We start from the raw sequence: 26,646 nt of genomic DNA, 5'->3' as shown, positions 1-26,646 counted from the left end.
ATAGTTAAGAGAATTAGTATTACTGGAGGGATAGATATGGGTATAAAGATAGTAACCGATAGCACAAGTTATATACCTAAGGAACTTATAAAAAAATATGATATTACCGTAGTTTCATTAGGTATAGTTATGGATGGTGATGGGCGTAAGGAAGTTGAGATATGTAATGATGAGTTTTATAGAAAATTATCACAGCTTGAAAATATGCCAACATCATCCCAGCCAACTATTGAAGATTTATATAGTGCCTTTGAAAAAATTATAGCAGAAGGTAATGAAGCAGTAGGAATATTTATATCGTCAGATATGAGTGGTACATATTCTACATGTAATCAGATTGTAAGGACTATGATAATGGAAAAATACCCAGATGCCAAAATGGAAGTTTTAGATTCGAAATCTAATTGTATGCAGATGGGATATGCAGTAATTGAAGCTGCAAAACTTGCAATGGAAGGAAAGGATATAGAGGTAGTTGTTGAAGGAGCGAAGAATTTAATGACAAGAAGTAGATTCTTATTTGTTCCAGATACTTTAGAATATTTAAAAAAGGGCGGACGTATTGGTGGAGCTGCAGCGTTATTTGGGACACTTCTTCAAATAAGACCAATACTTACTGTAGAAGATGGCAAAACTACGGTGTTTGATAAAGTGAGGACTAAGCAGAAGGCTATTCAGAAAATATTAAATAAAATAGATGAGGATATAAAAAATAATGAGCTAGGTGAACTTATAATACATCATATAAACTGTGAAGAAGAAGGTAAAGCTTTAGCAGATAAGGTTAAGGAGATTTTCAATGTTGATGCGGAGATACAGTGCATAGGACCTGTTATTGGGTGTCATGTAGGGCCTAAAACAGTTGGTATAGCATATTATACAAAGAGATAGCCATAGACAATTATGAAATTTAGGGATAAAATTTTCATATAGAATATTAATATAAATATAGTGGTGTAAAATATAATACTGATGAGTAGTATTATATAAAATTATTTTAAGGGGCGATTAGTATGAGTATTAATAAAAGAATTGAAAGTCTAAGAAGCATAATGAAGGAAAAAAACATAGATGCATTCATTATTCCAAGCTCTGATAATCATGGAAGTGAGTATGTTAGTGAATATTTTAGAGTAAGACAATGGATATCAGGGTTTACGGGTTCAGCGGGAACTATAGTTATAACTGAAAATGAGGCTCACTTATGGACAGATGGAAGATATTTTTTGCAAGGCGAGCAGCAAATTAAAGGTACAGAATATGTGTTAGAACGTATGGGAGAGCCAGGGGTTAAGAATTACACAGAATGGATTTTAGATAATGTAAAAGAGGGTGGAATCGTCAGTTTTAATGGGAAGGTTCTTACAGTTTCTGAAATTAACGGACTACAGGAGACGTTGAAGGAAAAGAATATTAAGATAAAATCACAGGAAGACATTTTTGAAGTGATTTGGACTGATAGACCAGCTATGCCAAAGGGCAAAATTTTCATCCATGATGAGAAATATACAGGTAAAACTGTTGCAGCAAAGCTTGATTTAGTTAAAGTAGAAATGAAAAAATGTCATGCAAACAATTTATTATTAGCTTCGTTAGACGATATAGCTTGGCTTTTAAATTTGAGAGGTAGTGACGTAGATTGTAATCCAGTATTTTTGAGTTATTTCTTGATTAATGATCACCGTTATACATTGTATGTAGATAAGGAAAAAGTAAGTAGTGAAGTTGAAAAATTCTTAGAGAATAATTCAATACAAATAGAGGACTATAATAAAATTGTAGAAGATTTGAGAAAAATACAGGGAAGTATTACTTATGATGGAGCTAAAACTAATGGTTGGCTTAAAGAAGCTATAAATTCATCAATAAAAGTTATAGAGAAAAGAAATATTACTACAGATTTAAAGGCAAGAAAAAATCCAGTTGAGCTTGAAAATATAGAAGCAGCTCATATTAAAGATGGAGTAGCTGTAGTTAAATTTATAAAGTGGGTTAAAGAAAGAATTGGCAAGGAAGAAATATCAGAGATGTCAGCTTCAGAAAAGCTTAGAAGCTTTAGGGCTGAGGGAGCAGATTTTATAGATATAAGCTTTAGTACCATTGCGGGCTACGGTCCTCATGGAGCTATAATTCACTATAAAGCTTCAGAAGAAACAAATTCAAAATTAGAAGCAAAAGGATTATTCTTAGTAGATTCAGGAGCACAGTATTTAGATGGAACTACGGATATAACTAGAACTTTAGCTTTAGGAGAGTTAACGGAAGAAGAAAAAACAGATTATACATTGGTTCTTAAAGGTCACTTAAACCTTGGTAATGCAATATTTCTAGAGGGAACTCCGGGATGCAGTCTTGATATATTAGCAAGAAGAGCGCTTTGGAGCAATGGATTAGATTATAAACATGGTACAGGACATGGAGTTGGTTATTTATTAAACGTACATGAAGGACCTCAGGGAATTAGAAGAGAGTTAAACCCTGTAAATTTAGAAGAAGGTATGGTTTTATCTAATGAGCCAGGTATCTATAGATCAGGGAAGCATGGGGTAAGAATTGAAAATCTTATAGCTGTTCAGCCACATAGCGAAACTGATTTTGGTAAGTTCCTAAGTTTTAAAGAGTTAACGGTATGCCCATATGAACTAGATGCAATTAAGGTAGAACTGCTTAATGAAGAGGAAAAACAATGGTTAAATAACTACCATAGTGAGGTATTTAACAAATTAAGCCCTCATTTAAATAAAGAGGAAGCTGAATGGCTTAAGAATGTGACTAAATCAATCTAGATAAATTAAATCTATATAAAAATGAGAAGCTATAAAGTGTTATTTATAGTTTCTTATTTTTTTTACATAATTATCACCTATAGTGAAACAATATATTAAGAATAGGTAACTAATTTAACAATGTACATGTAATAGAGTATAAATTAGTTATGTAAAGGAGGAAAAACAATGTCATCAAAGAATGATAGCACACAAAAGTTATCGCTTACAGCATTAATTTTAATGATTTTCACATCGGTGTATGGATTTAATAATATGCCAAGGTCATTTTATTTAATGGGATATGGATCTATACCATTTTTCATTGGATCCGCAATACTTTTCTTTATTCCATTTGCTTTTATGATGGCTGAATATGGAGCTGCATTTAAGAATGAAACAGGAGGAATATATTCATGGATGGAGAAATCTGTGAATGCTAAATATGCATTTGTAGGAACTTTTATGTGGTATGCATCAGCAGTAATATGGATGGTAAATGTATCATCAGGTATATGGGTTCCGTTATCTAATGCTATATATGGAACTGATATGACAAATACTTGGAAACTATTTGGCCTTAGTGCGACTAAAACATTAGGTATATTAGGCGTACTTTGGATTATATTTGTTACATATATTTCAACAAAAGGAATAGAAAAAATCAAAAAAATAACATCAATAGGCGGTACAGCGGTTGCAGCACTTAATATAGTATTAATTATAGGCGCAATAGCAATTTTGATAGGAAATGGTGGGCAGTTAGCACAACCTATAGTAAATACCGCATCGTTTTTTACTTCACCTAACCCAGCATATCAAAGTACAATATCTATATTTTCTTTCTTAGTTTTTGCAATCTTTGCATTTGGAGGGATAGAGGTTGTTGGAGGATTAGTAGACCAAACGGAGGAGCCAGAGAAAAATTTTCCTAAGGGAATCACAATATCTGCAATAGTTATAGCTGTTGGATATGCAGTTGGACTATTTTGTACAGGAGTATTTACAAATTGGGATGCCATTCTAGGTGCAAATGGTAAGTATGGTGACATTGTACACATGGGTAATGTAGGATATCTTATGATGAATAACTTAGGATTTCAACTAGGAGCAGCATTTGGAGGATCTGAAGCTGTATGTATTCAAATAGGGAATTGGATAGCTAGATTTGTTGGATTATCAATGTTGCTTGCCCTTACAGGAGCATTTTTCACTATGACATATGCTCCACTTAAACAGCTAATAGCAGGATCACCAAAAGGATTATTTCCAAATAAGATTGCCACAATGAAAAATGGTATGCCTATGAATGCTATGACAATTCAAGCAATTATAGTAATTATAATAATCCTACTTGTATCTTTCGGCGGTGATGCCATGGAAGAATTCTTTGCGATACTTGTTGCAATGACAAATGTGGCAATGACCATTCCATATATGTTTTTAGCCGGGGCATTTATATCTTTCAAAATGAAAGATAATATACCAAAACCTTTTGTAGTTTTTAAGAATAAAACAATTACTATAATTATTACTTTAATAGTAATTATAACTATTGGATTTGCCAATGTATTTTCGATTATAGAACCAGCAATAGGTGGGGATATAGCTAAAACTGTTTGGAGTATAGCTGGTCCAATATTTTTCTCTCTCCTTGCATTAATATTGTTTTATAGGTATGAGAAAATGGGTAAAAGTCCTAAAAAGAAAAATAGATAAACTTATTTAAGTATATAAATCATAATTAAGTATTAGAATTTAGAAGAGATGAAGGGTAAAATCAAAGGATAACGTTAATAAGGTTATCCTTTGATTTTATTAATTCACATGATATACTAAAAAGTGGCAGGTTTAAATTACCATAAAAAAGAATGTTAGTTCAAATTTAGAAGAGAAGGAATGTCTAGAATTAAAAGTTTCATGTATGGACAAGTATCTGGAATTGTAGAGCCTATATCAGCAGTTATGATGATTTTGGATGTTTCATTAGGTGAGTATAAAGGGGAATAAAGTAAGATTTGTTAAATGGAGTTTTAAAATGAGTTCTGATAAAGTTTTTAAAATATTCAGTCAACTTTAAAAGATTACTAGACATTTATAAGATATTGAGTAATAATATTAATAATATAAAGAGAATAATACAAAGAGGTGGAACTATTGAATAAAATTATTGGGAGTAAAATTAAAGAACTTAGAACAAATAAAAAAATGACATTAAAAGAGCTTAGTGAAAAGACATCACTTTCTACTGGATTTTTGTCACAGCTTGAGAGAGGTCTTACAAGTATAGCTACAGACTCGCTACTTAATATAGCTGATGCATTAGAGGTAGAATTGTCATATTTTTTATTATCAACAACAAAACGAAGAGAGCGGTTTGTGCAAAAGAGTTATGAGAGAGATGTATATAAGATAGACAATTCAATATACATAAATTATATATTGTCAAATAATCATGAGGATAAGAAACTTTTACCTAGATTAATTGAAATATTACCTTGTGAAATAAACGAACCACTTAGCACTTATCACCATGGTGGTGAAGAGTTTATATATGTATTAGAAGGAATTATTACATTATTTATAAATGATGAAAGTCAATGTCTTTATCCAGGGGATTCAGCGCATTTTAAATCTACAGTTAATCACAATTATGCAAACTATACAAATAAAGTGTGTAAAATTCTAACTATTAGTGTCCAGGATTAAATGAATCACTAGATTATAAGAGTGGCATGCAGTAAACTATTATGTTATATAATATAAGGAAACCTAAGGTGGAATGTTAACCTTAGGTTTCTTTCTATTATATTTGATAAAATGAATTGGATTTAGATTTAACTACGACTTTTGCAGGAGAACCTACAGCTGTGGAATTATCAGGAATAGAGTGTAGAACCACAGAGTTTGCACCAATTTTAACATTGTTACCAATGGTTATAGGACCAAGTAATTTTGCACCAGCACCAATGGTTACATTATTGCCTACCGATGGATGTCTCCTACCATTTTTATCGTAGCCTACACCACCTAAGGTAACACCGTGATATATTGTTACATCGTCACCTATTGATGCTGTTTCCCCAATTACAACACCCATGCCATGGTCAATAAATAAATTTTCACCAATATTGGCACCAGGATGGATTTCTATTCCTGTAAATCCACGACTGACTTGAGAAAGTAGCCTAGCTAAAAAATAGAGCTCGTGTTCATATAAAAATGATGAGAAATAATGAAACAATAGTGCATATACACAAGGATAAAGGAAAACTTCAAAGGTGCTTTTTATAGCAGGGTCCTTTTTCTTGATATTTAATATTAAAGATTTAATCATTTGAAGAACCTACATTGTTAATATAATCCATAGAAAGGTATTTTTCGCCTCCATCTGGAGCCATTACAAGAATATTTTTATTAGGACCTAATATTTTTGAGAGGCTAATAGCAGCAAATATTGCAGCTCCAGAAGATGGCCCTAGAAATAAACCTTCCTTAGTACTGACTGTTAGACTTGTATTAAATGCATCTTCGTCTTTAACAGTAGTTATTTTATCCACAATATTTTCCAAATATATATCTGGAACAAAGCCGGCACCTATACCTTGTATTTTATGGGGGCCACTTACACCTTTTGATATAACAGGTGAAGACTCAGGTTCTACACCATTAATAATTATATTAGGAATGGTTTCCTTAAGCTTCTTACCAACTCCAATTATAGTTCCACTAGTGCCTATACCTGAAACAAATCCATCTAAATTAGGCAAATCCGCAAGGATTTCAACAGCGGTATTTTCATAATGGGCATTTATATTATCTAGATTAGAAAATTGATTAGGGAAAAAGTATGAAGGGTTTTTAGATACCAATTCATTTGCTTTTTCAATTGCTCCAGACATACCCTTTTTCCCATCTGTTAATATTAAATCAGCGCCGTATAATTTCATAAGATTTCGTCTTTCTATAGTCATAGTATCTGGCATAATAATAATAACTTTATATCCTTTTAATTTTCCTATTATAGCTAAGGCTATACCAGTGTTACCACTTGTAGGTTCAATGATTACACCGCCGGGTTTTAACATTCCATTTTTTTCGGCAGATTCTATCATATTTAATGCAGCTCTATCTTTAACGCTACCGCCAGGATTATATTTTTCAAGCTTAACATATATAGTTGACATGGTGTCGTCAGTGATGCTGTTTAGTTTTAGTATAGGTGTATTCCCTATCATTTGTAATAAATTATCGTATATCATAATATACCTCCTCGTAAAATATAGTAAAAAAAACAATAAAAAAAAGCCCATCTCATTTATAGAGACGAAGCTTAACTTCGCGGTCCCACCCTAATTAGATATAAAAATATCTCACCTTAATTTCGAGTACTAATATACTCTATGGCTATAACAGGCCAACCTGAAAAACTCTACTATAAGATCTTGGAAAAATAAATAAGTCAGTATGCTCGACTATTTTGTATTATACTGTGTTAGCAGAACCCTTAGATGGTGCTACCATCTGCGGAACCAGCTTCCTTGTATAACTTCAAGATATTCTTCACATATTTAACTTGTTATTCAGTTCAAGGTGTCTAACTTCAAGTTTTAACTCAAAAGGGCACTTCGCATAAATCTTCAGTGGAAAATTCTCACCAACATTTCCTCTCTGTAACTTATATTTATGTTACTCTCCTTCATCATCGCATTTAAATCATACTATTATACTCTGAATACTATATAATATAGTATATAACAAAAATCAAATTTGTAAACCCTAAAATTAAATAATTTATACAGATTAAAATTTCATTTTTCAGAAAGGGTTATTAGACTATATGTTAGTATATACTAATTAGTAAATTGTAGTATAATAAACCTCATAGCATTGTAGGGTTTTATAGGTGAGCGGAAACAATTCCAACATATGTCTTAATATAAAGTTTATTTATATTAATAATTTATTATGATAAAATTATATATAGTTATATAAAAAAATACTAAAATTTATAGGTTAAAAACGAAAGGGTGAATAAATTGTCATTAGATAAACAAATTAAGTTTGTAGAGCAATGTGAAAATAATATAGATAAATTAAATTTTTATTTAGATATGAGCCACAGTGATATTAGTTGTGAACCATGTTTAGTGATTAAAAGATATTATAAGTGGAGCTTAAAAAATATATATAATGCAGATATTGAGGAGAAAGAAAGTCAAAATTATTTTTTGAAAGTAATTGAAAAGTTAGATTATAAAGTTGTAGCTAACATGGAGTATAGTGACTTTAGAAATTTAGTGGTGGCCTATTTCTCTTTGGGAGAAATATATTATTTAGGAAATGATTTAGAGTTATCTAAGGAATACTTTACTAAGGTTATAGATACTATTGAAGAATTTCTAAAGGTAGGAAATAAATTTCAAACAGAGGAAGTAAAAGATAAAAATGGAGTAGCTTTATTTGAAATGTTAATGTGGGCTAGAAAAAATCTTGGCGATATGGTTGAGATTGAGGTAGCATTAGAACTTTATGAAAGTATGCTTGGAGAAGAGGAACTTTTATATTTACAAAAACATTACTCAATATATAGAGTATGTAAAGAATTAAACATTGTAGAGAAGGCTAATGTTGCGGCAAGAAGCATAATGAAAATACTGCCAAACTATAAAAATATCAATATGGATGTTGTAGACTATCTAACTGTGTCTAAGGATTATTACAATGCATTAGATATTGCAATAGATCAGTACAATAAGAATGATATAAATTATTGGATAAATGCCATAAATACTATTTGTAGAGTTTCAGAAAATTTAACTATAGAATGTGTAGATAGGGTTATAGAATTTTGTGGGATATTGATTGAGGATTTGAAAGTTGTAAAGTGGAGCAATATATCATTAACTCTATATAAAAATATTAGAGCAGATGAAGCCGCTGTAATAAAACTGTTAGACTATTTAGGTGGTGCATTTAAGAAAATTAATTATAAGCGTAATGATTTTTCGAATTGTTCCCAGGCTATAATGGTGCTTGATGAAATATATGAAGATATAAGAATTCGTAAGTATAATGAAATATTTCTAAGGAAATATGAATTTGACTTTGTTTTCTATCTTATGAATACAGCATTACAGAATAAAGATTATGAGCTAGGATTAGAAAGTGCTACTAAATTAGCTTCCATAATTGAAATTTGTAATATAGACAAGGATATTCAAAAGTATGTAGTTGAGTGTGAAGAGATATGTAGCAATAATATTAAAGGGAATAAATATGAATTGAAGGAATATCCTTGGTCATATTTATATAAAAATGTAGCAAATCTTTGCGAAAAATATGGAGTGGAATCTAAGCTGAATCCTAGTGATATGGCTAGAAATAATAGTAAGAAAATAATTGTTGGAATAAATGCCATACAAAACAAGGCTATGGAAGATATCTTAAATAAAATTATTGGAGGTAATATTTTTAGAGAAGATAAAGAGTTAGTATTTATAAGTAATGAGGAATTGTTTTTAAATGAAAGTATAAAGAAAAATTACAGCTACGATGTAATAATAAAGAAAAATTTATTTAAAGATATAAATAGATGCATTATTACTTATGATAAATCTAGCCATGCTAATATTGCTGATAAAAATATTATTGTAGTTGATGGACACAAAGAATTAAGAGACATTGATATTACATACCTTAAGCACATATTTGAAATTAGTAAGTGTACAGAAGTAATTATAGTTATCAATAGAAAGTGTGATAACTACAATGAAGAAATATTAAGTTATAATAAAATGGTAGTAGAGAATCTACTAGGATATGAAAATGAAATTAAAGTTATAGATTTAGAGGACTTTAAGGAAGAACAAAATTCTACAACTATTTTAGAAATTATCATGGGTGAGAGCGCAAAAGAAGTAATGGCTTCCAAGTTTAAAGATTTTACGGAAGTGGTTAAGGGAGCACTAAATATAATATCAGATGATATTACATTTAATAAAACTGTATATAAAGAAACAAGTCAAACTCTTAAAGATTGTTTAGAGGAATATGAAAACATTCAGGATGAAATTAACACTAATTATAATGAGTTTATCTCAAAGATTAAAGGTGATATTGAATTTTTAGGGGAGTATGCAGATGCTAAAATAGAAAGTGTAATTCCTGATTTAATAGAAAAAAACATAGATTCAATTGATAACTTAGAGGATATTTCAATACTTAAGGCTGAGGCAGAAAAAATATTTGGTGAAAAAATTACTAGATGGTGCAAGAAAAATATATACGATTTGATGCTAGAACAATTTGAAGTATATATAGCAAAATACGCTAATTTATATGGTTACCATAAAGAAAGTATAGCAAAGATAGATAAAAATAGAAGTGGCATAGTGTCTGTACATTCAGAGTTTAGTAGTAAAATGAAGGAGATATATTTAAAGCCTCTTGAAGAATTAATGAAGACTTTTTTAGAGCACTATGATGGATTCTTGAAAAATATTAATTATGAAGTAGAAGTAATTCCAAATGATAAGTTTCTAGTTTCTATAACTGAGGGTATTAAGGGGATGTTCTTAAAATCAGAAGAGAAGGCTGGAAATTCTAGAGTTAAGATAAAAAATCAAGTTATGGATAATAAAGAGAATATAAGTGGAGCACTTAGTGATAATATAAAGCAACATTTAGAAGAGGTATCAAATAAGTTACAATGTGAAGTTGAAAAACTATTTGAAAGTGCTATATCAGAGGTTGAATTAGACAAATCTATGGTTAAAAATATAATCAAAAATATAGATGCTGAACATAGTGAAAAAATGATAAAAAATGAAGAAATTGAAACTATAATGAATTTCATTAAGGTAGAGGTAGCAAAATATACAAAACAAGTAGAGCATAGTATAGTATATAGCAAAAATAAATGTTATCAATTAGAATAAAGATAGTTTAATAAGGCCTCAGAATTGTAAAATTGCAATTCTGAGGCCTTAAATTATTTAATCTTAACATATAATAAAAATTAAAATTATAAGTTTTACGATAAATATGAGTGTAAAAATAATATAAATTATTCAATTTTGAAATCATTATTAGTTAAAGTAAATATATCTTTAAATCCAGAAGTCATATGTAATTTATGATCCTTGGTTATAAATATAGCATCAACTCCATTTAGAGATTCGATAAGGGCTAATCCTTTATCAACGCCTAAGGCGAATAGTGTAGTTGAAAGAGAGTCACCGTCGATGGATGTATCAGATACTATGGATACACCAAGAACTTCATTATCATAAGGGAATCCAGTTTCAGGATTTAATATATGATGATAATTTTTTCCTTCAAACTCAAAGAATCTTTCATATATACCTGAAGTAACAACTGATTTGTTAGAGGTAGTTATAAAGCCTATAGTGTCATCGCCAGATTTTTCAGGGTTTTGAATACCTACATTCCAAGGGGTATTGTTTGCTTTTTTCCCAATTACAAAGATATTCCCGCCTAAATCAACGATTCCACTAGAAACACCACTATCCTTCAAAATTTCAGTGACTTCATCAGCGGCATAACCTTTTGCAATAGCACCTAAATCTATAACCATACCAGCGGTTTTGAGAAAGATGGTTTGATTAGATTCATCAATGTCGATTAAATTGTAATCAACTAATGCTTTTTTGGAATCTATTTCACTTTGAAAAGGGAGTTTAGCATCATCAGTTCCAATGCCCCAAAGTTTAACTAGAGGACCTATGGTAATGTCAAGGGCGCCGTTAGAAAGTTTAGAATACTCTAATCCTTTTGACACTACTTTTAAGGTGTCATCGCTGACTTTAACTGGAGCGATTCCAGACATATTATTAACGTTATCTAACTCAGTGTCCATTTTATTTATACTTAAAATATCCTCAAGTTCTTTCAATCTAGTGAAGGCTTTATCAATAACAGCAACATCAGAATTATCATAAAGTGTAATGGTACAAACAGTACCTAAAAGAAGTTCAGTTTTACTAATTGGACTATTGGGTAAACTTGGTTTTGAACAACCAACGCCTACAATAATTATTAAAACTAAAACTAGAAGTACAGAAATTTTTTTAAAAGATTTCATAATAGTCTCCTTATATTTATGTAAATTTAGTAGAAATGTGTAGTCATAACATAACTAATAATAAACAAGTATTAGAAATATAGGAATACTTGTTTAAAAGCTAGATGTTATAACTTATATTTATCTATAACATTATAATATACTAATATTGTAGTTTGAAGATAATTATTAAAAATATTAGATTTAATATTTTAAATAATGATTAATATAAAGATAAGACCTTAGGAAAATCCTAAAGTCTTAATATAAATATATATTTAATTTTTAAGTTATTACTTTGCTGCCTTAACTACTGCAGTTTCAGTTTTTCCACTATTAGCATATTGTATTGCTGCATCAGCTAATGCTTTAAAATCTGCGCCAGAACTGGTTGCACCAGTTATAACATCAACGGTTGTTGGATCTTGTTTTTCTACTAACGCTTGTGGGTACTGAGCAGAAAATTCTACAGGACCTATTCCAGCAACTTTAGTCATTTTATCTTGGTATCCTGCATCCTTGCTTTTGAAATTTCCATCTTGATTTATATAATCGAAAGTAGATTCGGTAATTTTACCATCAGAAACTTTAATTGAAACTTGAGCTTTCCAATTATGATCGTCAAAGGTATCAAATTCAGCATTATAGCTTCCATCTTTCATTCCTTTTGAGCTACCACATCCAACTAACATTCCTGCGGTTAAAACGACTGATAATAATAAAGTTATAGTTTTCTTTTTCATTTGTTAAAGTCCCCCTCAAAATTGCTTGATTAATATAATTAATATTAAAATAATTTGCACTTATCGATGTGCTTAGTATATAATAAATATCTTTGTGAGTAAATAGTTTTAAAGAAAATTGTTAAAAAAATATCTATCTTTTTAATGATTGCGAACAAAATAATTCAAAATATTGAAATAAATACAAAAATATATCAAATGTGGTGAAAAATATTTAAGTTTCTACATTCATATTATTTCATTTAAATAATATGAATGTAGAATAATATGGTATGAATATATTATATGTTTGTCAAAAATATAACTTGTTATTTTAATGGTGAGGGTAAAGTGGAAAAAGGGAATAAAAAAGGCAATACTTTAGAAGATACTAAAGTATTGCCTTATATATATTTATTATTACTTAGCTGCCTTAACTACTGCAGTTTCAGTTTTTCCATCGTTAGCATATTGTATTGCTGCGTCAGCTAATATTTTAAAGTCATCTCCAGAAGTCGTTGCACCAGTAATAGTATCAACAGTTGATGGAGTTTGTTTTTCTATAAGTGCTTCAGCATATTGAGCAGAGAATTCAACAGGACCTATGCTACAAACTTTAACCATTTTTTCCTGATAACCTTCATCTTTACTTTTAAACTTTCCAGATTCATTTACGTAATCGAAGGTGGATTTAGTAATTTTACCATTAGCCACTGTAATTGAAACCTGACCTTTCCATCCATGATCATCAAATTTATCGAACTCTGCATTGTAACTTCCGTCTTTCATCCCTTTTGAACCACAGCCTACTAGCATTCCTGCAGTTAATACAACTGCTCCTAATAAGGATATAACTTTTTTATTCATTGTAAAGTCCCCCTAAAATTAATCAAATTATGTGAAAATTCTATCACTTAATTTTATTATACAGTACTTTTGTAGTTTAGTAAATACGTTTACATGTAAAAAGTTATAAATACTACATTAAACGTTAATGAATTTCTGAATAGCGTTATATATTTATCAAACTTATGAAGTGAAATGTTTTGAATTAGAGATTATGAAAAATTAAGGTTTAAGGTTAATTGGAAATGTATTACTAGAATGAACTTTTGTTTTAATTTATACTAAGATATTGATATAATAATAGGGTGAGATTAAAATTAATATATTTTAATTCAATAATACAAAAGAGTGGGATGGCATATGAAAATAATGAAAAAAGCAGATATAGTGATAATTGTTATATTACTTATTATATCTTTTGTACCATACGTTATAATTTCAAGATATCAAAAAAATTATGAAGGTGAAACTTTTGCTGTTATTTCTATTAATGGTGAAGAAAAAGAAAGATTTGAATTAAAGGGTCACCAAGATATGGAGGTTATATTTGAATCTGATTATGGATTTAATAAAGTTGTTGTAAGAGATGGGAAAATAGCGATTGTTGAATCAAATTGTAGGGATGAAATATGTAAGAGTGTAGGATTTACAGATAAAATCGGAGAGCGAATAGTATGTCTTCCTAATAAATTAGTTATTGAAATTGTTGGACATAGTAATGATGATAGTGAAACGGACATAATTTCTCGGTGAGGTGACATATGAATAATAAAGTAATAAGTAATAAAGATATAAGTAATAAAGATATAAGTAATAAAATTAGAAAGATGATATACATATCCCTTCTTGTAGCAATGTCATTAGTTTTGCATATATTTGAGGGGATGATACCCGTGCCATTTATAACACCAGGTGCAAAACTAGGCCTTGCAAATGTTATTACAGTAATTGCATTATACACTTTAAGTTATAATGAAGCATTTTTAGTATTGTTTTTAAGAATATTACTATCTGTAATGTTTGGAGGAAGTATTTCACGTCTTATATATAGCTTATCAGGTGGGATTTTAAGTTTTATATTTATGATATTTATAAAAAAGATTGGAAAAGATAAAATAAGTATAGTTGGAGTTAGTTGTGTAGGAGCGGTATTTCATAATATGGGACAACTTATTGCTGCATCACTTATAGTAAAGACTATAGGAGTTATGTTATACCTGCCTATAATGAGTATAGCTGGAATTGGAACAGGGGTTTTTGTTGGAATCACGGGAAATTTTGCAGTATTACATTTGAAGAAAATATTTGGAGCGAATGGACAGTGGATTTGAACTGAAAACTGAGAGGGTATAAAAATTTAAAATCTATTTAGAATACAATAGTAATATGAAATGATGAATAGAATTAAGGATAAGTATATAGTAAGATTTTGTTAGGAGGTGTGGTTTGTGAAAATTGATGAAAAGATACTTAATTTAGCATTAAATAGTTTAAATGAATTTATTGTAGTAGTTGATAAAGATGGAATTATTACAATGATGACTGAGGGATATAAAGAATTTTTAGGGTGTGAGAACCCGGAAGGGATACATGTTACAAAAATCATACCAAACACTAAACTTCATGTTACAGCTAGAATGGGAAATAGGGAAGTTGGAGATATACAGGAAGTGAAGGAACATAAGATGATCTCTATGCGGTTACCCATAATAATTGACGGGGAAAGTAGAGGTGCTATAGGTAGAGTTATGTTCAAAGATATAGATAGTTTTAAAATCCTTAGTAGTAAAATATCAGACCTTGAAAAAGAGGTTCAGTTTTACAAAAATGAGTTAACAGAAGGAAATAAAGCTAGATATACTTTTGATAAACTCATTGGTAGTAGTGAATCATTCTTATCAGTAGCAAAATTTGCAGAGCAAATTGCTAAAGGGGATTCATCAATACTGATTACAGGAGAAAGTGGAACGGGAAAAGAGTTGTTTGCACAAGCTATACATAATAGTAGTAGAAGAGCGAGAAAGCCATTCGTAAAAATAAACTGTGGTGCTATTCCACCGGAGTTATTTGAGTCAGAAATGTTTGGTTATGAAGAGGGCGCATTTACAGGGGCAAAAAAAACTGGTATGAAGGGGAAATTTGAACTAGCAGATGGTGGTACTATTCTACTAGATGAGATTGGGGATATGCCTCTATTCATGCAAGTTAAGTTGCTTAGGGTACTTCAGGAGAGAGAAATAGTAAGAGTTGGTAGTAATGATGTGAAAAAAATTAATGTTAGAGTAATTGCAGTAACAAATAAAGAATTATTAAGACTTACGGAAGAAAAAAAGTTTAGAGAGGATTTATATTATAGACTTAATGTAATGCATATAAAACTACCATCGCTTAGAGAACGAAGAGAGGATATAGAAGTTCTAGCAGAAACTTTAAGAGTAAAGTTGTGTAATAAATATGGAATATATAGTGAAGGAATAGCGGTTGAGGCTTTGGAGTATCTTAAAAGCTATAACTGGCCAGGAAATGTTAGGGAGTTAGAGAATTGTATTGAACGGGCTATAAATTTGCTAAATACTGAACTTAGAATTCTTCCCAAACACTTACCTGCAAAAATATTGAAGTGTAAAAGAAATGATGTGGCTTATGAAAATAAACCTCTAAAAGATATTGTAGATGAAATAGAAAAACATGTTATTATAGATACTTTAAAAAAATTTAATGGAAATAAAAATGAAACATCTAAAGTTTTGGGTATAAGTAGACAAGGGTTATATAAGAAGTTAAAAAGATTTGATATTGAGGTATAAAAAAGTGTAAACTAAACAACACATGTAAACTAAGTTTACATGTGTTGTTTGGTTAGTGGAATTAAAGTAAGAATTTAGTGAAGTAACGTAATAAAAAGAAATAAAAAAATCTGTAAGCCTTGGCACTAGGCTGAGTTATTAATTTAACGGCAATGTTATATGATTAACAAAGATTTTTCAAAAGAGTAAGTGTAAACTGTAGTTGACGTGAATAGAAGAGGGGATTGTGTATAATCCTGTATTTATAAGGGTTGCAAAAGTTGGCACGGTAATTGCTATATAATATAGTGAAAGTACAAATGACATAAATTTTTATGTTGCATAAAGTGTAACTATTTATAAATCTATGAAAAAAATTTAAGAGAAAAGGTGGAAATTAAAATGAGAGAAGTTGTTATTGTAAGTGCTGTTAGAACAGCAGTAGGTTCATTCGGAGGAAGTTTATCTAAATTATCAGCTGCAGAAATTGGTGCTGTAGCAGCAAAGGAAGCAATAAAAAGAGCTGGAATAGATGCAGCAATTATTGAAGAGGCTATAATAGGAAATGTTTTAAGTGCAGGTCTTGGTCAAAACGTTGGAAGACAAGTAGCGTTAAAAGCTGGATTATCAGAAGAATCTTCAGCTATTAGTATAAATAAAGTTTGTGGTTCTGGAATAAAAGCAGTGACTTTAGCTGCACAATCAATAAAATCAGGAGATGCAGATGTAATACTTTGTGGTGGAACAGAAAGCATGAGTAATGCTCCATATGTGTTACCAACTACAAGATGGGGACAAAGAATGGGTGATGGAGCTATAGTTGATACAATGATTAAAGATGGCCTATGGGACGCATTTAATGATTATCACATGGGAGTTACAGCAGAGAACATAGCTGAGAAATGGGAACTTACAAGAGAAATGCAAGATGAGTTCGCTTTAAACAGCCAATTAAAAGCAGAGAAAGCAGTAAAAGAAGGAAGATTCAAAGATGAAATAGTTCCAGTTGAAATTCCACAAAGAAAAGGTGAGCCAGTTATATTTGATACAGATGAGTTCCCTAAATTTGGTTCAACTATTGAAAAATTAGGAAAGCTTAAGCCAGCATTTAAAAAAGGTGGAACAGTTACTGCGGGTAACGCATCAGGAATAAATGATGGAGCTGCTATGTTTATAGTTATGGCTAAAGAAAAAGCAGAAGCACTAGGAATTAAATACCTTGCAACTATAAAATCATATGCATCAGCAGGATTAGATCCACAAATAATGGGATATGGACCATATGAAGCTACAAGAAAAGCATTATCTAAAGCTGAATTAACAGTTGAAGATATAGATTTAGTAGAAGCAAATGAAGCTTTTGCGGCACAATCACTTGCAGTAGTTAAAGATTTGAAATTAGACACAAATAAAGTTAACGTTAATGGTGGAGCAATAGCAATTGGTCATCCAGTTGGAGCATCAGGAGCTAGAATATTAACAACTCTTATTCACGAAATGATTAAAAGAGATAACAAAACAGGTCTTGCAACACTATGCATAGGTGGCGGACAAGGAATAGCAATAGTAATAGAAAGATAAGTGAGAGTCAAAATCTCCGATTTTGCCCCTCGAACTTACTCATTCGAACGAAGGTGAGAAGGAGTGTCCTCTCGAGCGAAGCGAGAGATAAATCTCTAATTTGGTTGGTGGAAAATAACTAAAAACTTTTGTATAAATTCATAAAAATCAGTTCATTAAAATTAATGAGCTGATTTTTTTGTTGTGCAGAATATTAAATGAAATACTACATAAGCTAATTGAAATACAATAAGGGAGGGATTTTGTTATGAGAAAAGGGAGAAAGCAAAAAAGAAGGAAAACAGATAACAAAAACGTGATTATGCTTATAGTATTATTAGTAATAACATTTATTATTGTATATACCATCACATATTATGGATATATGAAAAGGGTGGTTCAAGCTTACGATGGAATTATATACCCAGAGGTGTACATAGAAGATATTTATGTAGGTGGAAAAGGGAAGAAGGAGGCGCTAGGAGCCATAGTCGAAAGGTCAAATGAAATTATGAATAATGATATTAATATAAAGGTAAAGGATAAAGACTACAACATTTATTATAAAGATTTGCAAATAGAAAACAATTCTGAGGAAGTGATAAATGAAGCAGTTAATTATGGAAAAAATTTATCGCTTATAAGTCAATATAAATTAATAAAAAATCCAGTTGAAAAAAATCTGCAAGTGAAGTATACATATAATCCAGAGACTGTTAATTTAGTCCTAGAAGATATAGATAAAACACTGAGCAAAGAAAGTGAAAATGCAACGCTTACCAAAGTAAATGGAAAACTAATGGTTAGTGGTGGAAAGTTTAAAGAAGAAATAGACAAGGCTGAGTTGCTTGGGTTAGTAGAGGCTACAATTAGAGATAATACAGAGAATAATAAGGGAAATGTAATGCTGGAGTTACCTGTAAAAACTACTGAGCCTAGTATAAAACCTGATGATTTAAGTAGGATTAACACTATAATAGCATCCTATAGTACAAATTTTAATGAGGATTCAAGAGCTGAAAATATTAAGCGAGCAGCAGAGGTAGCTAGTGGTGTGCTTTTGATGGTTGGGGATGAGTATAGTTTTAATAAATTAGTTGGAGATACTACAGAAGAAAAAGGCTATGGAGAGGCACCAGTAATAATAGGGAATGAAATAAAATCAGAAGTTGGGGGTGGTATTTGCCAGGTTTCTACAACGCTGCATAATGCAGTTTTAAGAGCTGGGATACTACCCATAGATAGGACTCCTCATTCTATACCAGTGTCATATGTTCCTATAGGTGAAGATGCAACTATTTACTATGATAAGATAGATTATAAATTTAAAAATACACTGTCTTATCCAATATATATTGATTCAGAGGTGGAGTCGGGAAAATTAACTTTTAGCGTTTATTCTTATAATGAGTTGATAGGCAAGAAATATGACATAGTATCTAAGGTGTATGAAAAAATACCTTATGAAGTCACATATAAGAGGGATATTAAACTTGAAGAAGGGGAAGAATTTATTGAAAAACAAGGAGCAGAGGGGTATAAGGTAAAAGTATATAGAATATATTTTGAAGATGATAAGAGAATAAAGGAAGATTTAATTTATGATGATTCTTATGAACCTGTAAGTAAAATTGTCAGAAGAAATTATTGATAAAAATTTAATTTAGTGAGCTATTGATAATGCAACAAGCTTATGTTAATATTTAACAATAAAAGAAAAGTATGAAATTCTTATGGTAAATTTTTATGTAAGAAAGTTGTAATAATATTATAAATGAAAATAGAACAGAAATATGATATAATTCATATGAAGAATTTATTTTTAAATTTATGATATGAAAGGAAGGTCACTATGGATCCAAACCTAAATAATAGTGGAGATAACACTAATATTTCTACTAATAAAGATTTAAAAAAATCTAATAAAAAGGCTAAAATCATAGCAGTTTCTTCCATAATAACTATAGTTATTTTAGTTTTTGTTGGTGTGACTACATACATTTATACCACAGTATCGAGATATGAATCAATCATTATGCCTGGTGTAATTGTTGAAGGTATAGATATGGGATCAAAAACTAAGGAAGAGGCTGTAAAGATATTAACAGAGAAGCACCAAGAAACCATTGGAGACCGAGTTGTTAATATTAAGGCTGGAGACAAGGTATATACTATAAATTACTCAGATTTAAAGGTTGAGTATAATATACAAGATACTGTTAACAGTGCATTTGAATATAATAGAGAATTAGGCTATGTTGATAAATTCAATGCTATAAGAAAGCCAGAAAGTAAGGAATTACAAATGACTTTTACTTATAATGATGAAATTATAAACACTATGGCAGCTACTATGGAAAGTGAAATCAATATTAAAAAGAAAGATGCTACAATATCAAAATCTGGATCAGGATTTACTGTAACGGATGATATTGTTGGCAAAACATTGGATGTACAAGCGTTGATTGACGATATAAACGCTAAAGTAAAAGAAAGTAAAGAAGGTAATTTAGAAGTTAATGCAATTATTCAAGATGATGTTCCAGATAGAACGAAGGAAGAGTTAGCAGCTATTAATACCCAAATATCTACGTTCACTACTAGTTATGGCACAGCTGATGAAAATAGAAATATTAATATTCAGTTAGGTGCTAGAACTTTAAATGGTATACTTTTAATGCCAGGTGATAAATTTAGTTTTAATACTATAGTAGGAGATACTACGCCAGACAAGGGATATAAACCAGGTGGAGTATATGTAGGTGACAAACTTGAGGTTGGATATGGTGGTGGAATTTGCCAGGTTTCATCAACACTTCATAATGCAGTACTTAGGGCTGGAATAACTCCAGATCAAAGATTAAATCACAGTATGCCTGTAGGTTATGTTGATCCAGGGTTAGATGCAACTATTGCCTATGGATTTATAGATTATGTGTTTACTAATAACTATGAGCATCCAATATATATTGAGGGGTATGCAGGATCAGGAAAAGTATCAATTAATATATATTCACACTCAAGTGTAAATGCAGGGAAAACTTATAGCTTCCCATTTGAAGTTTATGAAACAACACCAGCCCCTATAAAATATAAAGATGAGCCAACGCTAGAACTTGGAAAAGAAGTTGTAGAGCAAGCGGGATCACAAGGTTCTAAAGTTAGAGCGTATAAGGTGACATATCAAAATGGAGTAGAAGTATCGAGAGAATTAATGAATAATGATACTTATAAACCATCAACGAGAATAATAAAAAAAGGAACAAAGCCTCCGGTTGAAAAACCAGCTGAAAAGCCAGCTGAAAAACCGGTAGGATAACGGGTTAAGTAATAACGAATTTGAATTATAGGGAATTAAAGTCTAACCTAGATAAAAATGGGTTAGACTTTTTATTTGAATTAAATTTATCATAATAGTAAACGATTTTTAGTAAATAATAATATTATATACATAGAAGGAAGTCTAATTTTGAAGGGAGTATAAATATGAATTATACTGAGGAATTTAGTAAGCATTTAATTGAAGATGAAAAGCCGTCCATATACTTTAATAATTTGGTTGAAACAAATACTTATCCTAATAAGTATCCTTATGATGAAATATTAAAGTTAAAGGGAATAGACCAAAATCTAAAGTATCATCCTGAGGGGAATGTATGGAATCATACAATGCAGGTTATTGATGAGGCGGCAAAAATAAGAAATAAGAGTAGGAATCCAAAAGCTTTTATGTGGGCTGCATTATTACATGATATAGGGAAGCTTACAACTACAAATGTTAAAAGAGGTTGGATTACGTCATACGATCACGATAAAGTAGGGGCAAAAATGACGGAGGAATTTTTAACTTATTTAGATCTTAATGAAGATTTAGAGTTTTATAACTATGTACTACATTTAGTAAGGTTGCATATGCAGATATTATTTATAGTAAAAAATAATGAATTTGCGGATATAAATAGGGTTGTAGGTAGTGGATGTGTAGAAGATATTGGACTCCTTGGTATCTGTGATAGGCTTGGAAGGGGACCCAAAAGTGCAGAAGAAGTAAAAAAAGAGGAAGCAAACATTGAAATTTTCTTGAAAAAGTGTAACAATTATATAAAGCAAAGGGAAAGAATGGCAGAGATATATAATATGCCAAAGAAATAAAATAATGAAAGCTTAAAGGTAGGGGTACATGAAAAAGAAGATATTAAATATACTAAGAAATAGTGAAGAAGAATATATTTCAGGGGAGAGAATTAGCGAAGAAGTTGGTATTACAAGGGCAGGCATATGGAAGCATATTAAAAGTCTGAAAGAATTAGGCTATGAAATAGATTCAGTATCAAATAAGGGATATAAATTATCGGGTAGTCCAGATATTATTACCTATGAGGAAATTGAAGGTGAACTAAGGACAAAGTACGTTGGAAGAAGTTTCATTCATCATGATACTGTTGACTCTACTAACATTCAATGTAGAAAAGAATGTGGGAAAAATTTGGTAGAGGGATTGGTTATAGTGGCTGAAGAGCAAACAAGCGGAAAAGGTAGGCTCGGCAGAAATTGGGTTTCTCCAAAATCCACAGGTATATGGATGTCCGTGGCATTGACACCAGATATATCACCTATATTGGCTCCAAGAACTACATTGATAGGAGCAGCAGCAGTATATGAGGCTTTGAAAGATATGGGGTTTAATCCAGGTATAAAGTGGCCTAATGATATTGTTATAGATGGTAAAAAGGTATGTGGAATACTCACAGAGATGAATGCGGAAATAGAAAGAGTAAATTATATAGTAATGGGTATTGGTATAAATGTGAACACAGAAGAGTTTCCAGAAGAATTATTAGAAAAAGCTACATCTCTTAGAAAATATGCAGGATGTAAAGTTGATAGAAAGTTATTAGTTGCTAAAATACTTAATAACATAGAAAAATTCTATGAAGAGTTTAAATCAAATGGAAATATTGAAAGTGTAATAGATATCTGTAGAAAGGGCTCTATCCTTTTAAGTAAAGAGGTAAGAGTGATAAATGGACCAAATGAAACCCTATGTAGGGCTATAGATATTGATGAAGACGGTGAATTAATTGTAGAGCATACTGATGGCACCATTCATAAGGTATTATCGGGAGAAGTGTCTGTAAGAGGGATTTATGGATATGTGTAAAAATAGAGAGTCTAGGCTTAGATTATAGGTAAAAGAGTATTTCAAAGTAGTGGATAGTATAGCTGTTTTGAAATACTCTTTTTATAAAGGGGAAATTTAAAAGATTAGAAGTAGTTAACTAAAGAAGTGCATAGAGGTAGAGATGGGGCAATTTTCATTTAAATCTAAAATGATATATGAAAACATAGGTTCACGTCGTTTATTAGTGCAAGAGCCTGGATTTAAAAAAAGTGTTTTTCCTTTAGTAAAGATACAGGGTTTATGACTATGTCCATATATAATAATATCTAATTTTTTATTTTTAAAAGTTTCAGTTACATTATCAATGGTCTGACTTTTGCAACCATCACCATGGCAAATTCCGATTTTGTATCCTTCTAGAATTAAAATATATGTTTGGGAAGTAAGTTTTTTTATGGAAGAATTATCATTATTGCCATAAACGCCAATAAATTTAGTGCGACGCTTAATGGTATCTATAACGTTAGTAGAAGTATAATCACCAGCGTGTATTATTAAATCTACACCTTTTAGATGGTTATCTAAGAAATTGTCTAACTTTGAGAGATGTTTACTTAGATGAGTATCTGAAATAATACCTATTTTCACAAGGGGACCTCCTTTAGGTAAGTGTTATTTTGTGGTTATATATTACTTATACAATACACTTAATGCAGTATGAGAAATATAATAATTATTATGTTGTTATAGTACTAGTTTTAACATGTTTAATACTTGTTATCAAAAATTTTGTATATTTAGCAAATAAACTTACATCTTAGTAGTTATTATATGCTAAATAGATGAAATTGCTAGATGGTAACAGAAAAATTATACTTAAGTAGAATGATTTTAATGTAGTGATTTAAGATGTTAAAATTATGATTTTGATTTTAGTTTATATATAATTCGAAAAAATCAAACTAATCAATAATAATTATTCATTAGTGGTAGAAAAATCAGTTATCATGTTGTATAATATAGTAAAGATAGATTTTGTAAAGAAATCATATATAATCTAAACAAGTGTTTAGAATGTGGTTTGATTATATAAAGAAAAATGCGAATAGTAGCACATTGTAATGGGACATTTACATATGAATGTTTAATTAACACTAATTGGCGATAGGAGTGGTTTATATGAAAAATAATGTTATGGATATTATAAAAAACAAAACATTAACTTATGAGATGAAGGTAGTAAATTTAGCTAGAGAAGCAGAGAATAGTTTAGATGTTTTAAATAAGTCAAACAAAACTAAAATGTATCAAAATGCAGGTGTTATATGCGACCTTTGCGAAGGTGAAGCACCTTATAGACCAAGATATATTGTGCCAGACTATGATGTATTTATGAAAAATGGAAGTGAGTTTTTAAAATTAGCTCCTGCAACAGATATATGGGATGCGGTAAATAACTTACTTATATTATATAAGCATGTACCATCAATTACGTCATTCCCAGTATATATAGGAAATATAGACACTCTTTTAGAGCCTTATATAGAAGATGAAAAGGAAGCATACCAGGCAATAAAATTCTTCCTTAAACACATAGATAGAACAATAACAGATTCCTTCTGTCATGCAAATATTGGACCATTAGCTACAAAAGCAGGTAGAATTATTTTAGAAGTAGAGAGAGAGCTTCAAAATGCTACTCCAAATATAACTTTAAAATATTCAAAAGATACTAGCGATGAATTTGCGATTGAAGCGATTAAAACTGGACTTTCTTGTGCAAAACCAAGCTTTGCAAATCATGATATGTTTAGTGCAGAACTAGGCGAAAAGTATGGAATAGCAAGTTGTTATAATGGGCTTCACATAGGTGGAGGAAGTTATACTTTGGTTAGAATGGTACTTTCAAAGCTGGCAAATATGGCTTATAACCAAGAGCACTTCTTTGAAAAGGTATTACCAGAGGCAATGGAAGCAACTCTTGACTATATGGACAAGAGAGTTAATTTTATAGTAGAAGAAAGTAATTTCTTTGAATCAAGCTTCCTTGTAAGAGAAGGATTAATATCTAGAGATAGATTTACAGCAATGTTTGGACTAGTTGGCCTTGCGGAGTGTGTAAATACATTACTAGGAGCTACAGAGGAAAAAGAAAGATTTGGACATAGTGAAAGAGCTAATGAACTTGGTGAAACTATAATCAGCACTATGTATGATATAGTTAATGATCATGAAAACAAATACTGTGAAGTTGCAGATAATAAATTCTTACTTCATGCTCAAGTTGGAATCGAAACTGATTTTGGATCAAGTCCAGGATGTAGAATTCCAATAGGAGAAGAACCAGCAATACAAGATCATCTAGTACAAAGTGCTGTATTCCACAAATACTTCCCATCAGGAATAGGCGATATATTCAAGTTTGATGAAATGGCTAAAAATAATCCAAAATCAATCTTAGATATAATCAAGGGAGCGTTTGCACTTAACATGAGATATTTCTCATTATACTGTGATGATTGCGACGTTATAAGAATTACAGGATACCTTGTAAAGCGTTCTGATATAGAAGCTTTAGAAAGAGGAGAACAAGTACTTCAAGATACAGTAGCGCTAGGCTATGGAGCGGTTAAAAACGCTAAGATTCTTGAAAGAAAGTTAAGAGAAAGTGATAAATAGGTTACTGTGAATAAGATTAGATAATTAAAGCCATGATATGAACTCATGGAGACCTATAGCCGCTCTAATACAACATCATCAAGTGAATGTAGTATTGGAGTGGCTTATGTATTATTAAAAATTACTTGATGACTGGAGTGGGAAAGATGGCGGAAACTATAGGATTTATAAACAAGATAATACCGTTCAGTAATGTAGATGGAGAAGGTAATAGAATGGCAATATTCCTTCAAGGATGTAACTATAACTGCCTTTACTGCCATAATCCAGAGACTATAAATAGATGCATTAACTGTGGTGAGTGCATTCCCGTATGTGAAGTTGGGGCACTTCAAATGATAGATGGAATAGTAGAATATGATATTGATAAATGTGTTAACTGTGATTGCTGCGTTGCAGAATGCAAAAAAAATAGTAGCCCTAAAATAACAAAGATAACTGCTAGTGAGTTAATTAAGAAGATAGAGAAAGTGAAGTTTTTCATATCAGGAATAACCGTTTCGGGTGGAGAATGTACACTTCAAAGGGATTTTTTAGTGGAGTTATTTACAGAGGTTAAAAAGCTAGGACTTACTACATTTATAGATACCAATGGATCTATGGAGTTATACAAGGATGAAGAACTTTTAGCAGTAACAGATAAAACTATGATAGATTTAAAATCATATAAATCAGAAGAAAATAAAAAGCTTACAGGAATTTCAAATGAAGTAGTTATAGAAAATATAAGACAATTAGGAAAAATGGATAAAATATATGAAATCAGAACTGTTGTAGTTCCAGGAGTGCTTGATAATAGATATACGGTAGATATGGGAAGTAAACTACTTGCAGAAGTAAACCCTAATATTATATATAAGCTTATTAAGTATAGACCCATGGGAGTTAGAAAAAATTTATTAGAGACTAGTGTACCTACTAATGAATACATGAAGGAGCTTGAAGCCATTGTTAGGAAAAATGGCTGCGAAAATACAATTATTGTTTAAAATACAGAAAAGTCAAGTAAAAAAAGTTGATGAAATGTAGTGGAAATTAATATCAAATAAGTTTAAAAGGACTACCTTGAAAATGATTATGT

21 protein-coding genes are annotated in these 26,646 nt (G+C 30.6%); 15 read left to right on the top strand and 6 right to left on the bottom strand.

What is annotated here, in order from left to right; all coding sequences use genetic code 11:
* Positions 1-36: 36 nt before the first annotated feature.
* The 4 genes from RSA29_RS00815 to RSA29_RS00800 all read left to right on the top strand — a co-directional run bounded on the left by RSA29_RS00815 (position 37) and on the right by RSA29_RS00800 (position 5,474).
* Positions 37-891, top strand: coding sequence for a DegV family protein (locus RSA29_RS00815; RefSeq protein WP_346941796.1), 855 nt, complete (start codon positions 37-39; stop codon positions 889-891).
* Positions 892-1,013: 122 nt separating this feature from the next.
* Positions 1,014-2,786, top strand: coding sequence for an aminopeptidase P family protein (locus RSA29_RS00810; RefSeq protein WP_346941797.1), 1,773 nt, complete (start codon positions 1,014-1,016; stop codon positions 2,784-2,786).
* Between the two features lie 168 nt (positions 2,787-2,954).
* Positions 2,955-4,484: a glutamate/gamma-aminobutyrate family transporter YjeM gene (yjeM, locus tag RSA29_RS00805; RefSeq protein ID WP_346941798.1), complete on the top strand. Its 1,530-nt coding sequence runs from the start codon at positions 2,955-2,957 to the stop codon at positions 4,482-4,484.
* A 438-nt stretch (positions 4,485-4,922) separates the two neighbouring features.
* Positions 4,923-5,474: an XRE family transcriptional regulator gene (locus RSA29_RS00800; protein WP_346941799.1), complete on the top strand. Its 552-nt coding sequence runs from the start codon at positions 4,923-4,925 to the stop codon at positions 5,472-5,474.
* 97 nt (positions 5,475-5,571) lie between these two features.
* On the opposite strand, the gene epsC is transcribed toward RSA29_RS00800, so the two are convergent.
* On the bottom strand, positions 5,572-6,102 hold the full coding sequence (gene epsC / locus RSA29_RS00795) for a serine O-acetyltransferase EpsC (protein ID WP_346941800.1): 531 nt from the start codon (positions 6,100-6,102) through the stop codon (positions 5,572-5,574).
* A complete protein-coding gene (gene cysK / locus RSA29_RS00790; RefSeq protein WP_346941801.1) occupies positions 6,095-7,027 on the bottom strand; it encodes a cysteine synthase A in 933 nt (310 codons plus the stop codon). The genes epsC and cysK overlap by 8 nt, the downstream gene beginning before the upstream one ends.
* Positions 7,028-7,804: 777 nt before the next feature.
* Here cysK and RSA29_RS00785 point away from each other — a divergent pair.
* Positions 7,805-10,705 (top strand): hypothetical protein, encoded by a 2,901-nt coding sequence (locus RSA29_RS00785; RefSeq protein WP_346941802.1) that lies wholly within the window; start codon positions 7,805-7,807, stop codon positions 10,703-10,705.
* A gap of 128 nt (positions 10,706-10,833) precedes the next feature.
* Here RSA29_RS00785 and RSA29_RS00780 read toward each other — a convergent pair whose 3' ends face one another.
* From RSA29_RS00780 to RSA29_RS00770, 3 genes are all read right to left on the bottom strand, one after another.
* Entirely contained in the window at positions 10,834-11,871 is a 1,038-nt protein-coding gene (locus tag RSA29_RS00780; RefSeq protein ID WP_346941803.1) for an FAD:protein FMN transferase, read from the bottom strand.
* Between the two features lie 272 nt (positions 11,872-12,143).
* Positions 12,144-12,593: an FMN-binding protein gene (locus RSA29_RS00775; RefSeq protein ID WP_346941804.1), complete on the bottom strand. Its 450-nt coding sequence runs from the start codon at positions 12,591-12,593 to the stop codon at positions 12,144-12,146.
* Between the two features lie 399 nt (positions 12,594-12,992).
* Complete coding sequence (locus RSA29_RS00770) at positions 12,993-13,439, bottom strand: FMN-binding protein (protein WP_346932300.1); 447 nt, start codon at positions 13,437-13,439, stop codon at positions 12,993-12,995.
* Positions 13,440-13,778: 339 nt separating this feature from the next.
* On the opposite strand from RSA29_RS00770, the gene RSA29_RS00765 reads away from it, so the two are divergent.
* From RSA29_RS00765 to RSA29_RS00730, 8 genes are all read left to right on the top strand, one after another.
* Positions 13,779-14,171, top strand: coding sequence for a NusG domain II-containing protein (locus tag RSA29_RS00765; protein ID WP_346941805.1), 393 nt, complete (start codon positions 13,779-13,781; stop codon positions 14,169-14,171).
* 74 nt (positions 14,172-14,245) lie between these two features.
* Complete coding sequence (locus RSA29_RS00760; RefSeq protein WP_346941959.1) at positions 14,246-14,749, top strand: Gx transporter family protein; 504 nt, start codon at positions 14,246-14,248, stop codon at positions 14,747-14,749.
* A gap of 117 nt (positions 14,750-14,866) precedes the next feature.
* On the top strand, positions 14,867-16,225 hold the full coding sequence (locus RSA29_RS00755; RefSeq protein ID WP_346941806.1) for a sigma 54-interacting transcriptional regulator: 1,359 nt from the start codon (positions 14,867-14,869) through the stop codon (positions 16,223-16,225).
* Between the two features lie 381 nt (positions 16,226-16,606).
* The gene (locus RSA29_RS00750) at positions 16,607-17,785 is read left to right on the top strand and encodes an acetyl-CoA C-acetyltransferase (protein WP_346941807.1); all 1,179 of its coding nucleotides are present in this window, start codon (positions 16,607-16,609) and stop codon (positions 17,783-17,785) included.
* A 247-nt stretch (positions 17,786-18,032) separates the two neighbouring features.
* Complete coding sequence (locus tag RSA29_RS00745; RefSeq protein ID WP_346941808.1) at positions 18,033-19,415, top strand: VanW family protein; 1,383 nt, start codon at positions 18,033-18,035, stop codon at positions 19,413-19,415.
* 201 nt (positions 19,416-19,616) lie between these two features.
* The gene (locus RSA29_RS00740; protein ID WP_346941809.1) at positions 19,617-21,083 is read left to right on the top strand and encodes a VanW family protein; all 1,467 of its coding nucleotides are present in this window, start codon (positions 19,617-19,619) and stop codon (positions 21,081-21,083) included.
* A gap of 167 nt (positions 21,084-21,250) precedes the next feature.
* Positions 21,251-21,916, top strand: a complete 666-nt coding sequence (locus RSA29_RS00735; RefSeq protein WP_346941810.1) for an HDIG domain-containing metalloprotein — start codon at positions 21,251-21,253, stop codon at positions 21,914-21,916.
* Between the two features lie 28 nt (positions 21,917-21,944).
* Positions 21,945-22,925, top strand: a complete 981-nt coding sequence (locus RSA29_RS00730; protein WP_346941811.1) for a biotin--[acetyl-CoA-carboxylase] ligase — start codon at positions 21,945-21,947, stop codon at positions 22,923-22,925.
* Positions 22,926-23,039: 114 nt separating this feature from the next.
* On the opposite strand, the gene RSA29_RS00725 is transcribed toward RSA29_RS00730, so the two are convergent.
* Positions 23,040-23,534, bottom strand: coding sequence for a metallophosphoesterase family protein (locus tag RSA29_RS00725; RefSeq protein ID WP_346941812.1), 495 nt, complete (start codon positions 23,532-23,534; stop codon positions 23,040-23,042).
* Between the two features lie 531 nt (positions 23,535-24,065).
* Here RSA29_RS00725 and RSA29_RS00720 point away from each other — a divergent pair.
* Together RSA29_RS00720 and RSA29_RS00715 are read left to right on the top strand one after the other, a co-directional pair.
* Positions 24,066-25,565 carry a YjjI family glycine radical enzyme gene (locus RSA29_RS00720; RefSeq protein WP_346941813.1) on the top strand — a complete coding sequence of 500 codons (1,500 nt, stop codon included), beginning with the start codon at positions 24,066-24,068 and terminating at the stop codon, positions 25,563-25,565.
* A gap of 128 nt (positions 25,566-25,693) precedes the next feature.
* A complete protein-coding gene (locus RSA29_RS00715) occupies positions 25,694-26,554 on the top strand; it encodes a YjjW family glycine radical enzyme activase (RefSeq protein ID WP_346941814.1) in 861 nt (286 codons plus the stop codon).
* Positions 26,555-26,646: the final 92 nt, after the last annotated feature.

The organism is Clostridium sp. (assembly GCF_036660475.1).
Lineage (GTDB): Bacteria > Bacillota > Clostridia > Clostridiales > Clostridiaceae > Clostridium_J.
The sequence above is the reverse complement of the archived record's forward strand: the minus strand, read 5'-3'. Positions and strand labels throughout refer to the sequence as shown.

What these genes read in the sequence shown, in the direction of transcription:
- RSA29_RS00750 (WP_346941807.1), top strand. Translation starts at nt 16,607, where the DNA reads ATGAGAGAAGTTGTTATTGTAAGTGCTGTTAGAACAGCAGTAGGTTCA.
- RSA29_RS00740 (WP_346941809.1), top strand. Translation starts at nt 19,617, where the DNA reads ATGGATCCAAACCTAAATAATAGTGGAGATAACACTAATATTTCTACT.
- RSA29_RS00730 (WP_346941811.1), top strand. Translation starts at nt 21,945, where the DNA reads ATGAAAAAGAAGATATTAAATATACTAAGAAATAGTGAAGAAGAATAT.
- RSA29_RS00765 (WP_346941805.1), top strand. Translation starts at nt 13,779, where the DNA reads ATGAAAATAATGAAAAAAGCAGATATAGTGATAATTGTTATATTACTT.
- RSA29_RS00815 (WP_346941796.1), top strand. Translation starts at nt 37, where the DNA reads ATGGGTATAAAGATAGTAACCGATAGCACAAGTTATATACCTAAGGAA.
- RSA29_RS00715 (WP_346941814.1), top strand. Translation starts at nt 25,694, where the DNA reads ATGACTGGAGTGGGAAAGATGGCGGAAACTATAGGATTTATAAACAAG.
- RSA29_RS00760 (WP_346941959.1), top strand. Translation starts at nt 14,246, where the DNA reads ATGATATACATATCCCTTCTTGTAGCAATGTCATTAGTTTTGCATATA.
- RSA29_RS00735 (WP_346941810.1), top strand. Translation starts at nt 21,251, where the DNA reads ATGAATTATACTGAGGAATTTAGTAAGCATTTAATTGAAGATGAAAAG.
- RSA29_RS00770 (WP_346932300.1), bottom strand. Translation starts at nt 13,439, where the DNA reads ATGAATAAAAAAGTTATATCCTTATTAGGAGCAGTTGTATTAACTGCA.
- yjeM (WP_346941798.1), top strand. Translation starts at nt 2,955, where the DNA reads ATGTCATCAAAGAATGATAGCACACAAAAGTTATCGCTTACAGCATTA.
- RSA29_RS00745 (WP_346941808.1), top strand. Translation starts at nt 18,033, where the DNA reads ATGAGAAAAGGGAGAAAGCAAAAAAGAAGGAAAACAGATAACAAAAAC.
- RSA29_RS00775 (WP_346941804.1), bottom strand. Translation starts at nt 12,593, where the DNA reads ATGAAAAAGAAAACTATAACTTTATTATTATCAGTCGTTTTAACCGCA.
- RSA29_RS00810 (WP_346941797.1), top strand. Translation starts at nt 1,014, where the DNA reads ATGAGTATTAATAAAAGAATTGAAAGTCTAAGAAGCATAATGAAGGAA.
- RSA29_RS00780 (WP_346941803.1), bottom strand. Translation starts at nt 11,871, where the DNA reads ATGAAATCTTTTAAAAAAATTTCTGTACTTCTAGTTTTAGTTTTAATA.
- cysK (WP_346941801.1), bottom strand. Translation starts at nt 7,027, where the DNA reads ATGATATACGATAATTTATTACAAATGATAGGGAATACACCTATACTA.
- epsC (WP_346941800.1), bottom strand. Translation starts at nt 6,102, where the DNA reads ATGATTAAATCTTTAATATTAAATATCAAGAAAAAGGACCCTGCTATA.
- RSA29_RS00720 (WP_346941813.1), top strand. Translation starts at nt 24,066, where the DNA reads ATGAAAAATAATGTTATGGATATTATAAAAAACAAAACATTAACTTAT.